The 14,143-nt window shown below is 29.6% G+C and carries 12 protein-coding genes and 1 pseudogene; 1 reads left to right on the top strand and 12 read right to left on the bottom strand.

Features of this window, described 5'->3' with window-relative positions:
* Positions 1–178: 178 nt before the first annotated feature.
* The 3 genes from ACRC03_RS00215 to cdr all read right to left on the bottom strand — a co-directional run bounded on the left by ACRC03_RS00215 (position 179) and on the right by cdr (position 3,729).
* Positions 179–517, bottom strand: a complete 339-nt coding sequence (locus ACRC03_RS00215) for a rhodanese-like domain-containing protein (RefSeq protein WP_438650526.1) — start codon at positions 515–517, stop codon at positions 179–181.
* A 20-nt stretch (positions 518–537) separates the two neighbouring features.
* Positions 538–897, bottom strand: coding sequence for a C-GCAxxG-C-C family (seleno)protein (locus ACRC03_RS00210; protein WP_438650525.1), 360 nt, complete (start codon positions 895–897; stop codon positions 538–540).
* A gap of 336 nt (positions 898–1,233) precedes the next feature.
* Positions 1,234–3,729: a CoA-disulfide reductase gene (gene cdr, locus ACRC03_RS00205; protein ID WP_438650524.1), complete on the bottom strand. Its 2,496-nt coding sequence runs from the start codon at positions 3,727–3,729 to the stop codon at positions 1,234–1,236.
* Between the two features lie 285 nt (positions 3,730–4,014).
* Between cdr and ACRC03_RS00200 the strand changes: the two genes are divergently transcribed.
* A complete protein-coding gene (locus ACRC03_RS00200; protein WP_438650523.1) occupies positions 4,015–4,689 on the top strand; it encodes a Crp/Fnr family transcriptional regulator in 675 nt (224 codons plus the stop codon).
* A 66-nt stretch (positions 4,690–4,755) separates the two neighbouring features.
* Here ACRC03_RS00200 and ACRC03_RS00195 read toward each other — a convergent pair whose 3' ends face one another.
* The 9 genes and pseudogenes from ACRC03_RS00195 to ACRC03_RS00155 form a co-directional block, all read right to left on the bottom strand.
* Positions 4,756–5,253 (bottom strand): hypothetical protein, encoded by a 498-nt coding sequence (locus ACRC03_RS00195; RefSeq protein WP_438650522.1) that lies wholly within the window; start codon positions 5,251–5,253, stop codon positions 4,756–4,758.
* Positions 5,254–5,328: 75 nt separating this feature from the next.
* Entirely contained in the window at positions 5,329–6,789 is a 1,461-nt protein-coding gene (locus ACRC03_RS00190; RefSeq protein ID WP_438650521.1) for a sensor histidine kinase, read from the bottom strand.
* Positions 6,790–6,793: 4 nt separating this feature from the next.
* Positions 6,794–7,468 carry a response regulator transcription factor gene (locus tag ACRC03_RS00185; protein ID WP_438650520.1) on the bottom strand — a complete coding sequence of 225 codons (675 nt, stop codon included), beginning with the start codon at positions 7,466–7,468 and terminating at the stop codon, positions 6,794–6,796.
* 180 nt (positions 7,469–7,648) lie between these two features.
* Positions 7,649–7,852 carry a hypothetical protein gene (locus ACRC03_RS00180; protein ID WP_438650519.1) on the bottom strand — a complete coding sequence of 68 codons (204 nt, stop codon included), beginning with the start codon at positions 7,850–7,852 and terminating at the stop codon, positions 7,649–7,651.
* A 137-nt stretch (positions 7,853–7,989) separates the two neighbouring features.
* Positions 7,990–8,316 (bottom strand): hypothetical protein, encoded by a 327-nt coding sequence (locus ACRC03_RS00175; protein WP_438650518.1) that lies wholly within the window; start codon positions 8,314–8,316, stop codon positions 7,990–7,992.
* 137 nt (positions 8,317–8,453) lie between these two features.
* On the bottom strand, positions 8,454–9,455 hold the full coding sequence (locus ACRC03_RS00170; RefSeq protein ID WP_438650517.1) for an isocitrate/isopropylmalate dehydrogenase family protein: 1,002 nt from the start codon (positions 9,453–9,455) through the stop codon (positions 8,454–8,456).
* A 23-nt stretch (positions 9,456–9,478) separates the two neighbouring features.
* Entirely contained in the window at positions 9,479–11,410 is a 1,932-nt protein-coding gene (locus ACRC03_RS00165) for an aconitate hydratase (protein ID WP_438650516.1), read from the bottom strand.
* 12 nt (positions 11,411–11,422) lie between these two features.
* The gene (gene nifV, locus ACRC03_RS00160; RefSeq protein ID WP_438650515.1) at positions 11,423–12,580 is read right to left on the bottom strand and encodes a homocitrate synthase; all 1,158 of its coding nucleotides are present in this window, start codon (positions 12,578–12,580) and stop codon (positions 11,423–11,425) included.
* A gap of 328 nt (positions 12,581–12,908) precedes the next feature.
* A pseudogene (locus ACRC03_RS00155) lies at positions 12,909–14,035 on the bottom strand (ISAzo13 family transposase).
* Positions 14,036–14,143 lie beyond the last annotated feature (108 nt).

Below are 14,143 nucleotides of genomic sequence, written 5' to 3'. Positions count from 1 at the left end.
TCCATATTCCCCCTTCGGCTTCCTTCAGACTCACCGTTACCAGTGACGCCCTTGCTTACGGGTTATCTTCCTGTTGGTTAGGCGATAAGGTTTCTTTCAACCTATCGGCTCAGTAGACATGCTGAACGTACAAAAAACTTACCATTTAATTTATGGTAAGTTTTTTATATGCATAAATTTATTTAAGTTTTCCTTTATAGTTAGATATTCCACCTAAGTTATATATCTTATTAAATCCATTTTTAGCTAAAATATTAGCCGCACTTGCACTTCTACCTCCTGATGCACAATAAACTACTATTTCTTTATCTTTATATACCTCTAATGTATTTACTTTTGAATTTAGTTCTTGAACTGGTATATTTTTAGCATTTGGTATATGGCCACTTCTAAATTCATCTACAGTTCTTACATCTAGTATTAAAAGTGCTTTGTTCTCCTTAATCATTTTCTGTAATTCATTGCCATTTATATCAGTGTATTGTTTGTTTCCAAATAAGCTAGATAAAAATCCCATTTCTACTCCTCCAAATTTAATTATTTTAAAACATCATCTAAAGCTTCATAAGAAAAATCTATTATTTCTGAACAGCTTACTTTATTTCTTTTTAAATCAGCACATATCTCTGTATTAAACTTATCCCTAACTCTAGTCATTATTTCTCTTGAATAATTTCTAGCTTGGTTAGCTTCACTATTGCTTTCTCTTCCTTTTATATATCCAGCTACCACTACTGCCGCATTCACTGCTCCACATAAGCTTCCTACTGTCATCCCAACACCCATACCACTACCTAATGCTACTGGTATATTTGTATTATGTTCTTCATTATAAGATTTGATTAGTGCTTCTGCACATGTGTATCCTTGTTTATGATATTCTGATGGTCTAGTCATATTTATATTGTCCTTTCTTAAACTATCTGCTATTATTTTTTTATTTTCTATATTTATATAATACTATATTATTTTATTTTTTTCCGTGACTTTGTCACTAAAACAAAATTTATTCGTGAAAATTCGCTTCGCTTGAGCGACCTGTCGGCGAAACACTTCATATCGCCAACGGCTCTGCACGTTGCTAAAATTTTTTTTTACTTTCACTAAGTATGTTGATGTTGCTTAAATATAGCAACTTATCCATAGTTTTTGAGATAATATAATATCCTTAAGCGTAAAAAATGAAGGGAAAATAATCTATATGACTATTCTCCCCTCTTAAATAATTTTATATTATATAAATAAGTTTAATCCAGAATCTTCAGTTGCAGCTAGATATGAAGCAACTCCACCAATTTCAACTCCATCAATAAACTCATCTGCTTTTATTCCCATCAAATCCATACTCATAGCACATGCTACTACTTTTACTCCCATGTCTATTGCATTTTTCATCAGAGTTTCTAAGCTATCAACATTGTGTTTTTCCATTATTTGTTTTATCATTACAGGTCCCATTCCACCCATGTTCATTTGAGATAATGGTAGTTTACCAGCATGATTTGGTAACATGAAGTCAAACATTTTTTCCATAGTGTCTTTTTCTACGTTTGGTCTATCTTTGCTCTTTAATATGTTAAGTCCCCAGAATGTAAAGAACATAGTTACTTCTTTACCCATAGATGCTGCTCCTGTTGCTATTATAAATGATGCTATTGCTTTATCTAAATCTCCACTAAATACTACCATAGTAGCTCCATTTTTGTCATTTTGAGTTATTGAACAACTTGGGTTAGCTAATACATTATTACTCCCTTTTCTTATTACTGCTACAAAGGCTTTTTGAGATTTATCAAATTCCGCTTTTACTAAAGTATTTCCTGTCTTTTCACACCAAGCAGCTATATCTTTTGCAAATCCTGGATCACTTGCTTTTACTTCTAATACTTGCCCTTCCTCCATTTTATTTATTTCTTCAAATACTCTTCTTATCGGTCCTGGGCACTGTAAGCCACAAGCATCAAGACTTACATGAACATCTATATTATTAATATCTAAATCTTCAAATCTCATATTATCTTCCCCACTCTTTATATTTAAGTCAGTACTATTATTTTTATTTTGTTTATCAATACTTACCTCTGCTCTTTTTACAAATTGATAAGTCTTTATTCCTCCATCTATATTTGTGCATTTTATGCCATTTTGAGAAAGTATTCTACAAGCAACGTAGCCTCTAAGTCCCACTTGGCAAGTAGTGTATATTTTCTTATCTTTTGGTATCTCTTCTAATCTATTTCTTAATTGTCCAAGAGGTATATGGATTGTTCCTGGCATTCCTCCTGTAACTAATTCAAATTCTTCTCTTACATCTATTATTATCCCACCATTTTTAACTATTTCATCAACTTCATGCCACTGAACAGTGTCTACCATCTCTTCTATTATATTAGAAGCATAATATCCTAACATATTTACTGGGTCTTTAGCTGAATTGTATGGTGGTGCATAGCAAGTTTCTACATCTTGTAGATCAAATACTGTAAGATTTCCTTTTATAGCTGTTGCTATTACATCTATACGTTTTTCTGCTCCATCTATTCCTACAGCTTGCGCTCCAAAGATTTTACCTGTAACAGGATCAAAAATCATTTTCATAGCTATAGGGAATGAACCTGGATAATATCCTGCATGAGAACCTGGATGTATATGAATTACTTTATAATCTACTTCTAGTCTTTTTAATATTTTTTCATTGTTCCCTGTTGTTGCTACTGTATAGTCAAATACTTTAGCTACTGATGAACCTAATGTTCCTTTATATTTTTCAGGTCTACCACATATATTATTAGCTACTATTCTACCTTGTCTATTCGCAGGCCAAGCAAGTGGTATCATTGTAGGCTTTTTGTTTACGAAATCAATTATTTCTACAGCATCACCTAATGCATATACACTTTCATCTGAAGTTCTCATATATTCATCGACTACTATAGCCCCTCTTTCATTAATCTTTATTCCTGCATCTTTTGCTATAGTAGTTTCTGGTTTTACTCCTATTGAAAGTATTATCATATCTGTATTTATTTCTTTTCCACTAGATAGTATTACTTTTTTTCCATTATTGGCAAAACTATTTACTCCATCTTTTAATATTAACTCTACACCTTTATCTATTAAATGGTCATGAATTACACTTGCCATTTCTATATCAAGTGGTGCCATTACTTGTTCACTAGCTTCTACTAGAGTAAGTTTTATACCTTTATCATGAAGATTTTCTGCCATTTCAAGACCTATAAAACCTCCACCTATTACTACTGCATGCTTTGGCTTGTTAGTGTCAACGTATTCCTTGATTTTATCAGTATCAGGTATATTTCTTAATGTAAATAAATTATCACATTCATTTATACCCGGTATTGGTGGTTTTAAAGGATTTGCTCCTGGTGATAAAATTAATGTGTCGTAGTTTTCCTCGTAAGTTTCACTAGTTCTATGATTTTTTACAGTTACTACTTTAGCTTTTTTATCTACTTTTACAACTTCACTTAAGTTTCTTATATCTAAATTAAACTTTGAACTCATAGCTTCTACACTTTGAACTATTAGTTTTTCTCTTTCATTTATAATTCCACCTATATAATAAGGAAGTCCACAGTTTGCAAAAGATATATATTCTCCTTTTTCAAACATTATTATCTCTGCATTTTCATCTAATCTTCTCAGTCTTGCAGCAGTTGATGCTCCCCCTGCAACTCCACCTACAATAACTATTTTTTTAGCCATGATTTATCTCTCCTTCTCCACCTTTTATATATTTAAAATTCTATTTTAGTTATTTATCTATGTTTATTAATAATTTTGTTTTAGTAATTTTTAATTATTTAATATACTTTTATTATACATAATTTTAACTTTTAATTCTGTGACTTTATCACATAAGTGAATGTTAAAGAGTTTCAGTCATTTCTCTTATATAAATACCATAATTTTGGTACAATTATATTAATTGAGTATAAATTCATATAATAATATACTTAAAATTAGATTTTGTTATAAGGAGAAATAATTATGAATGTTTGGAATGATTTGATTAATATATATCCATTTTTTAAAGATTTAGATAAAGATACAAAAGAACTAATAAGTTCATCATTAATAATAAAAAATTTTGAAACAGATTATACTTTAATACATGAAGGCTCTTCTTGCTTAGGATTCTCTCTAATAATGAAGGGGGCTATTAGAGTTTATAAGTTATCAGATAAAGGTCGTGAAGTTACTTTGTATAAGTTATCTTCTGGGGATACTTGCTATTTATCTATGTCCTGTATGCTGAGCGACGAGTCTTACCCTGCCTTTGCAGAAGTTATAGAGCCTACTACAATTGCATTTATTCCTAGCAATATATTTAATAAGTATATTTACAATACTTTAGACTTCCAGAAGTATATCTTTAGCAACCTTTATACCAAATTTAACGATGTAGTAGGTGTTTTAGAAGAGGTAGCTTTTGAAAGTATAGATACTCGAATTGCTAAATACTTGCTTCAAACGTCAGAAAATGCAAACAACTCTAAATTTTTATATTTAACACAAGAAAAAATTGCTCAAGAGGTAGGTACTAGCAGAGAAGTCGTAAGTAGAATGCTTACTAATTTTAAAAACAAAGATATTTTAACTTCTAATAGAGGTAAAATAACTATATTAGATTTTGATAAACTTAACGCTATTTCTAAAGTATAATAATTAATTTACTCAAAATTAAGAGTAGCATTTAACAGTTGTTAAGTATGCTACTCTTGTTATATATTATAATTGGCAAGAACCCTTCCCTTGTCCATTTCCTTTACCTTGATTATTTTGTGTCCCTTGACCATTTTGACAGTTTCCATTGTTTCTTTGTTCTTTGCGTAATTCTCTATTTTCTCTTCTTTCTTTTACTATAGCTTTAAAATTTTCGTCCATATATTTGTTAACTTTATCTTCTATTGTATATAATTCTTTTAACTGTGTGTCACTTAAATTTCCTTTTCCTAAGCTACGGTATTTTCCTAAAGTTTCTTTTTCTACTTGTGTAAGTTCATTATAGCCTTTTTCTATAAGAGTTTTTTGTTCTTGCGTTAAACTCATTCCTCTTTTACAATTACCGTTATTTGTTGGATTTGTATATGTAGTATTAGTAGCTACAGTATTCTCATTAATTGCAGGTTGAGGACTTAATCCTTGGTCACTTGCATTAGATATTACTGTAAATGATCCTACTCCTAGCATAGAGATTATGCTTAAAGCTATTGCTGTTCTTCTCATAGTTTACCTCCTAAATTTTATTTATCTTTATTATAGGATTGAAATGTCACACCAATGTCACAAACAAAAAATAATTTATATTTTTTTAAATTTAATTAGGAACTCTACTCCCTTTACTCTATTTTGAGCCAAATATTCTCCATTGTGAAGAGTTACTATTTCCCTTACAATAGCAAGACCTAAACCTACTCTGTTTTCTGCCCTGCTTCTAGCTTTGTCCAATCTTACAAAAGAATACCATATTTTATCTAAATCTTTTTCAGGTATATTCTCTCCAGTATTGTATATAGTTAAAATTACATTTTCTTTAGCAAATACAATATTTATATCTATTATTTTTTCTTTTGTAGTATGATTTATAGCATTATCCAATAAATTATTTACTACTTGCTCTAATCTAATTTTATCTCCTAATACATAAGCTTCTTCTAATTTTAAATTTATTTTTATTTCCCTATTATTTAATATTAACTCATATTTTTTTACTATTTTTTTAATTAAATCTTCTAAATTCACCTTTTCTTTTTTGATTTTAAAAGTGTTAGATTCTAGTTTATATAAATCTAGTAAATCATTTACCATTACTCCCATCTTTTCACTTTCTTCACAAATTACATCTATGTAGTAGTTTTTATCTTCTTCATTGTCTAAAATATTACTTCTAAGACCTTCTGCATATCCGTTTATTACTGTTATTGGTGTTTTTAATTCATGAGAAACACTCGATACAAATTCCCTTTTAAGTTTTTCTTCTTTAGTCTTATTATCAATCATAATTTCTAATTGTTTATTTTTATCCTTTAAGTCATCCATAGTTGTTTTAATTTTTGAGGATAATGTATTTATACTATTTCCTAGTTCTTCTATTTCATCATTTGTGTTTAAATTTACCCTCTCATCAAATTCTAAATTAGAAATTTTATTACTAACATCAGTTAGTTGTATTATAGGTCTTGTAAATCTTTTAGAAAACCATATCGCCATTACTATACTAAGGATTATTATTGGAATAAATATAACAAGTAAAAAATTTGATGCTTTTTCTACACTATTTTTTATAGAACTTATTGGCGTTTTACTCACTATCGAATATACTCCATTATCGTTTATAGTAGCTAAAAACTCTATTCCTTGCATATTATCTTTTATACTATATGCGTTTAACTTTTTATCTATTTTGTACTCTTCTGTAATATAACATCTATTTTTCTTTTGTATTTTTCCATTTTTCATCATATTATTGTTATTTTTTAGTACAGGGGTATAACTATTACTGTATATTAAAAACTCTTCTTCATCGTAAATATCTACAGTAATATTTTCACTTTCTCCAACCCTAGATACATGCTCAGATAAACCTTCCTCATCGTTAATATTAATTAAATTTAATACCTCAGCTCCGAATTCGTTTAAATCCTCTCCTGTATGCTTTATATAAAAATCTTCAAAGGTGATTCTAAAAATACCTATACCTATTAGTATTATAGAATTTATTAGTAAAATCCCTAAAAGCATTTTATTTTTTATAGATTTCAAATTATTATCCTCCAAATTTATAACCAAACCCTCTAATAGTTTTTAATAAATAAGCTTTTTCTCCTAACCTATTCCTAAGTCTATTTATATGAGTATCTACTGTTCTAGGATCTCCTATATAATCATAACCCCAAATTAAATCCAGTAAATTGTCTCTTTCAAATATTCTTTCTTTATTTTTTATAAATAGAACTATTAAATCGTACTCCTTTGGCTTTAAGTCTATCTCTTCCTTATTAATTATCATAGTTTTCCTGTCTATATTTATACATATATCTTCATAACAAAGCGTATTCGATTCTAATTGGTCACTACTTGCCTCTACTCTTTTTAGTAAGTTTTTAATTCTTGCTATTAATAATTTGGGATTAAAGGGCTTTGATATATATTCATCTGCTCCTATATCAAATCCCAAAAGTTCATCTAAATCATTATCCTTAGCTGTAAGTATTAGTACTGGTAGATTAGAAATTTTTCTAATTTCTCTTAGTACGTGCCACCCATCGTATATAGGCATCATTATATCTAATACTACTAAAGATATTTCCTCTCTATTGAATACTTCTAAAGCCTCTTTTCCATCTTTCGCACTGTATATATTGTAATTTTCCTTTTTTAAAAAGTCTGTTATCATTCTTAATATTCTTGTATCATCTTCTGCAACCAGTATATTTATCATTTTATCATTTTACTCCTAACCCATAATTATCCTACGTTGAATTAATTATAAAAGACCATCCCGCATTATACAAGATGGTCTTTATTTAAAGTTTAAATATTTTAAGCATATTTTTCATTTATTGGTATGAAGTGTTGTGTATTTTATGTTTCTTTACTAATCCATTTTTAAACTCTACAACTAGATATGATTGACTAAAAAACCACTAGCACTTGAATCTTCACTACTCCAGTTCCAAATAACTCCTGTATAATACTCTTCACCAATACCTTCTATAGGTGTACTTTCTACAACTTCTCCATTGGTATATACTTTGTATTCATAGTTTTTCTTCTGTTTTAATTCAATATTTGCATTATAAGTTAATGCACTGTTATTATCCAATTTAACTTCTTGCCATTTGTCACTCTTAGATTCCTTATATGCAAATATAGGATAACTATTTTTAGCAAGTCTATTTAGACTTAAATTTACAACAATTACATAAAAATAAAGACCTGAATTTAAAATCCAAGTCTCGTCTATTTAACAGCTTTTAATTTCGCTATATCTGCCCAATTACTTGCAGTTATAACTTCTACATTAGTTATATCCTTCTTTATTGCTTCTGTATCACCTTTTATATGAGCTATATCATGCTTCATATTTTCTTGCTCTGCTTTAATAATATCTACTTTGTGTTCTAATGCTTTAAGTATTTGTGTATTTTCATCTACTTGATATTTTATAGTTGTTATTTCTGATTTCATAGTTGTTATTTCTGATTTCATAGTTGTTATTTCTGATTTTATAGGATCTAGTTTTTGGTCTAGTAAATCACTTATAGCATTTAATAATTCATTATTCAAGCATATCAACTCCTTTATTTATAAATTATACTACTATAATTATAACCTATTTGTTATCTTTTATAAACAACATAAATCATGAAAATATTACCTATACTTTTTAAAATTAAGAATTCTATTTTAAAGTTCTTTTTCAATTAACTATTTAAAATATATTTACATACTTCATCTGCAAATTCTGTTGTAGATGCGCTTCCACCTAAGTCTAATGTTAATTTTTCTCCTTTTAAGAATACCTCTCCTAATGCCTTCTCTATTTTATCTGCACATTCATATTCTTCTAAGTATCTAAGCATCATAACCGCAGATTGTATAAGTGCTGTTGGATTTGCTTTATTTTGACCTGCTATTTGTGGAGCACTTCCATGTACTGCCTCAAATACAGCATAATCTTTACCAATATTTGCTCCTGGTATTATTCCAAGACCACCAACTAATCCTGCTCCTAAGTCGGAAAGTATATCTCCATAAAGATTTGGCATTACCATAACATCGTATTTTTCTGGGTTTAATACTAAATTCATAGCAGCAGCATCTACTATTAAATCATCATAGTTAATATCATGTTTAGAAGATACTTCTCTAAATACATCTAAGAATAATCCATCTGTTAATTTCATTATATTAGCCTTATGTACTGCTGTTAATTTATTTCTTTTGTTATCTTTTACATAGTTGCAAGCAAAGTCTACTATTCTCTCACTTGCATCTTTAGTTATTATTTTTATACTTTCTGCACCGTAGTTTCCTAATTTATGTTCAATACCTGCATATAAATCTTCTGTATTTTCTCTTACAATTACTAAGTCTACATTTTCGTATCTAGACTTTATTCCCTTAAAACTTTTTATTGGTCTTAAGTTTACGTATAAATCTAATTCTTGTCTAAGCGTTACATTTACACTTTTAAATCCCTTTCCTATTGGTGTAGTAATAGGACCTTTTATAGCTATTTTATTTTTCTTAATTGTATCTATTACATGTTTTGGAAGAGGAGTTTCAAACTCTTCCATAACTGTTTCTCCTGCATTCACTTCTTCCCACTCTATCTTAACTCCTGAAGTCTCTACAACTTTAGTCATAGCTTTTGCTACTTCTGGACCTATTCCATCCCCTGGTATAAGTGTAACTTTGTACATTATCTAATCCCCCCAATTTTTTATTAAGCTAATTCACATTGCTCCTTAGTATGATTTAATTTACCTCCAGACTTTAATATATCTACTTCTTTTGAGGATAATTCCACTTTAACTTTAAACTTACTATTTTTAGTAATATTATTAACTTCTAAATATCCACCTTCTAGTTGTTCTAAAATATTTGATATGTCTAAAGTATCTAATATGTCTAAAGTTTCATAGTCTTTTACATCACAGAATTCCATAGGAATTATTCCGCTATTTATTAAGTTCGCCTTGTGTATTCTAGCAAAACTCTTGACTATTACGCCTTTTACTCCTAAGTATAACGGAACTAGTGCGGCATGTTCTCTACTTGAACCTTGACCATAGTTTTCCCCACCTATAATAAATCCACCTTCATTTTCCTTTGCTCTTTCAGGGAAATCTGCATCCACTGTATTAAAGCAATAATTTGAAAGATATGGAATATTGCTTCTATATGGCAATAGTTTTGCATTTGAAGGCATAATATGGTCTGTAGTAATATTATCTTCTGTTTTCAAAGTAATCTTTCCTAAAATACTTTCACCTAGTGGTGTATTTACTGGGAAAGGTTTTATATTAGGACCTCTTAAAACTTCTACCTCTTCTTTATTTTCATTAGGTTTTATAATCATGCTATCATCAATTATAAATTTATCTACAATAATATCACTAAAGTCTACCTTAAAAGTAGTTGGATCAGTAAGCATCCCCTTTATAGCACTTACAGCTGCAACTTCAGGACTTACTAAATAAACATCTGCAGATAAGGTTCCACTTCTACCATAGAAATTTCTATTGAAAGTTCTAAGTGATACAGAATCAGTACAAGGAGATTGACCCATTCCTATACATGGTCCACAAGAATTTTCTAAAATCCTTGCTCCTGAGCTTATAATATCTCCCAATGCACCATTTCGAGCTAACATTTCCATTACTTGTCTTGAGCCTGGTGCTATAACTAAACTAACATCTTTATGAACCTTATTTCCTTTTAATATTTTTGCAACCTTCATTAAGTCCTCATAAGATGAATTAGTACAACTTCCTATTGCCACTTGGTCTACTTTTAAATCTTTAATATTTTCTACTTCATCTACATTATCTGGACTATGTGGTTTCGCAACTAATGGTTTTAATTTATTTAAATTGATAGTTATTTCTTCATCGTATTTACAGTCTATATCCGGCAAAAGCGCTGACCATTCTTCTTCTCTTTCTTGGCTTTTGAAAAACTCTAAAGTTTTTTCATCACTTGGGAAAATCGAAGTTGTAGCTCCAAGTTCTGCTCCCATATTTGTTATTGTAGCCCTTTGTGGAACTGATAAAGTTTGTACTCCTTCTCCAGCATATTCAAATACTTTTCCTACGCCACCTTTTACAGTTTTGATTCTTAATACTTCTAGGATAATGTCTTTTGAAGATACCATTGGATTTAATTTACCTATTAAATTAACTTTGCAAATCTTAGGAGCTTTTATATAATATGCTCCTCCTCCCATAGCTAGGGCAACATCTAAACCTCCTGCACCTATAGCCAACATACCAACTCCTCCAGCAGTTGGTGTGTGACTGTCTGAACCTATAATTGTCTCTCCTGGGCAAGAAAACCTTTCTAGAAATACTTGATGGCATATACCATTTCCAGGTTTTGAAAAATACACTCCATATTTATCTGCTACTGTTTGTATATATTTGTGGTCATCTGCATTTTCAAAACCTTGTTGCAACATATTATGATCTATAAATGCCACACTTTTTTTTGTTTTTACCTTATCTATATCCATAGCTTCTAATTGAAGGTATGCCATAGTACCAGTTGAATCTTGTGTTAAAGTTTGGTCTATTCTTATACCTATTGAATTGCCAGGTATAAGTTCACCATCTACTAAATATTTCTTTAATATTTTGTAAGTTATATTATCTCCCACGTTTTTACCCCCTTAAAGTGCTTTTTGTTCATTTAATATATCGTAGTATATTTGAACTATCTCTTTATCAAATAGGCTTCTCTTCATTCTTACTGAAATTGATCTTACCTCTTCTAACACTACAGAAGCAACATCATCACTTAAGTGTACATCGTACTCCTCAAATTTATTTATTATTGCTGCTTTTCCAGAGTGTTTTCCTATTACTATCTGTCTTTCTAGTCCTACTTCACTTGGATCAAAAGCTTCATAGTTTTCTGGATTTTTTAATGCTCCGTCTGCATGTATTCCTGATTCATGTCTAAACATATTACTTCCTACTATTGCTTTCCACGCTGGAAGCTCTCTTCCTGATGCACTTGAAACATATTCTGATAATTCTCTAAACATTCTAGTATCTATGTTTAGCTCAAATCCATGAACGTATTTTAATGCCATTAATACTTCTTCTAGTGCTGCATTTCCTGCTCTTTCCCCTAAACCATTAACTGTAACACCTATATGACTTGCTCCACCCATTGCTCCTGCAATGGCATTAGCTGTTGCTAAGCCAAAATCATTATGTGTATGCATTTCTATATCAAATTTTGTTTTTTTGTACAATTTGTTTATATCTTCTCTAATCTTAAATGGATTCATTACTCCAACTGTGTCACAGTATCTAAATCTATCAGCACCTGCCTGTTTTGCTGCTTCCATAAATTGTACTAAAAAATCAATATCAGCTCTAGAAGAGTCTTCTCCATTTACTGATACGTATAGGCCATTTCTCTTTGCGTATTCAACGCTTTTTACCATATTCTCTATTACCCATCCTCTTGAGGTTTTCAATTTGTTTTTTATATGAATATCAGATACTGATATCGAAATAGCTACTGCATCTACTCCGCAATCAATTGATTGTTCAATATCTTTTATTACTGCTCTATTCCAAGCCATAATACTCGATTTGAGATTTCTCTTACAAATTGATTTTATGGCTTCTTTTTCATCTCCACCCATTGCAGGTATACCGACCTCCAACTGATTAATGCCTAAATCACTGAGCATTTGAGCTATAATAATTTTCTCATTATTTGCAAAAACAACTCCAGCTGTTTGTTCTCCATCTCTTAAAGTTGTATCTACTATTTTTATTTCCTTTGATTTTATTTTATCTATTATACACATATTATTTATCCCCCATAAAAAATATTTTTACCATCTAAATTCTATCTACATGCAATTACTTTTTATTTTATGCAAGTTTTTTTATTTGTAATTCATTTTTTTATTTTAATAAACTATTTCAATCCTTTAATTACATTGTAATAACTAGTTCGTATTTGTGCACTAAGGCTTTTCCAAGAAAATAACTGTCCAATTTTAGAAGGCATATCTTATTTATTCTATTTTGGATAGTTATTTTGGTGTTTCAAACTATCATAGAAGTTTATTTATTGAATAAATATCAAAAAATGATAGAGTTTCCCCCTCCCCATAGAAATCAATCTATTATTTAAATACTATATCTTATTTTACTAGGTTCGAGTATTACAAACCATTTTTCAATACCATCTAGTCTAGTTATACATTTTTCTAATGATTCTATAGTACCTTTACAGACTTTTTTACCACAACTATACGTTTTTTTACTAAAGTTGATTTTAGGATTAAAACCCTTGTAAGTCATATTTTGAGCAAATCTAAGTACGGTTTCCTTGGTGTCTAATACACTGCCGTTCCAATGCATTTCCAATACTCCCCAAACTCTTTCAATAGGATTATATTTACTATGATAAGGTGGATAGTATGAAAGTATTACTTTTATATTATTGTTTACAGAGAAATCAGCTATACGCTTTATAAATTGGCTTCGCCTACTATTGTTTTCTGGTCCGTTGTCCAAATTAATAATTAATGTATCTTTACCTGTGTTATAGTAGTTATCTGACCAATATTTTTCAATACAATCAACTATGAAATCAGCAGTAACTTTTGACTGTGTAAAAGTCATATCAACCTTGTTTTTTTTACATCAAGTATTCCTAATGGCGTTATATAGTCAGTTGAAAAATCATGGTCAAATGCACTAGTTGTAGTTCTACTATAGCCCCCACGAGAGAAATTACCTATTTTAACTTTATCTTTAGCATCTACAGATATTCTTACAGTATTCTTATCTAAATCAGCTTGGTCATGTACACTCTTAAGGTTAGTAAAAATATAATCGGTTTCAGCGATTTTTTTAATAGGCTTAGTTTTTCTAACTTTTCTTAAGGTAAAACCCAATGAGTTAACTATTTTTCTTATAGTTTCATTTGATGGTAATTCACAATCAAAATAACCTATTACTATTAATTCTTCTCTAATCTTAGCTACCGTTAACCTTGTATAAAGCCTTGTTGATTTAAAGGTTGGATCTGTTTGTGATTGCGAATTTGCAATAGATTTGATATCTTGTTCAATATTTGGAAACTTAACTATAGTGGATTTCCGACCTCTATCACAAAACTTATCATTAAAGTTACCACTTTTATACTCTAAAATAGCTTTTCTGATAGTGGTTCTACTAACACCAAGTATCTTTGATAGTTTTGTATTGCTAATATTTCCTATGTGATTTACTATATTGGCGATAGCCATTCTTTTTTCGACTCCTGAAAGATTTTTTACTAGCATTGAAATTAAACTATTGAATTCTTGTTCATTTTGAAATAACATATAGAAAATACCCTTTCTTATTTTATGATT

The organism is Romboutsia sp. (genome assembly GCF_051659545.1).
Taxonomy (GTDB): Bacteria; Bacillota; Clostridia; order Peptostreptococcales; family Peptostreptococcaceae; genus JBOFOR01.
This window is presented reverse-complemented; position numbering and strand designations above follow the sequence as displayed.

Coding starts and splice junctions, on each gene's coding strand:
- ACRC03_RS00215 (WP_438650526.1), bottom strand. CDS start 517: ATGGGATTTTTATCTAGCTTATTTGGAAACAAACAATACACTGATATA.
- ACRC03_RS00210 (WP_438650525.1), bottom strand. CDS start 897: ATGACTAGACCATCAGAATATCATAAACAAGGATACACATGTGCAGAA.
- cdr (WP_438650524.1), bottom strand. CDS start 3,729: ATGGCTAAAAAAATAGTTATTGTAGGTGGAGTTGCAGGGGGAGCATCA.
- ACRC03_RS00200 (WP_438650523.1), top strand. CDS start 4,015: ATGAATGTTTGGAATGATTTGATTAATATATATCCATTTTTTAAAGAT.
- ACRC03_RS00195 (WP_438650522.1), bottom strand. CDS start 5,253: ATGAGAAGAACAGCAATAGCTTTAAGCATAATCTCTATGCTAGGAGTA.
- ACRC03_RS00185 (WP_438650520.1), bottom strand. CDS start 7,468: ATGATAAATATACTGGTTGCAGAAGATGATACAAGAATATTAAGAATG.
- ACRC03_RS00170 (WP_438650517.1), bottom strand. CDS start 9,455: ATGTACAAAGTTACACTTATACCAGGGGATGGAATAGGTCCAGAAGTA.
- nifV (WP_438650515.1), bottom strand. CDS start 12,580: ATGTGTATAATAGATAAAATAAAATCAAAGGAAATAAAAATAGTAGAT.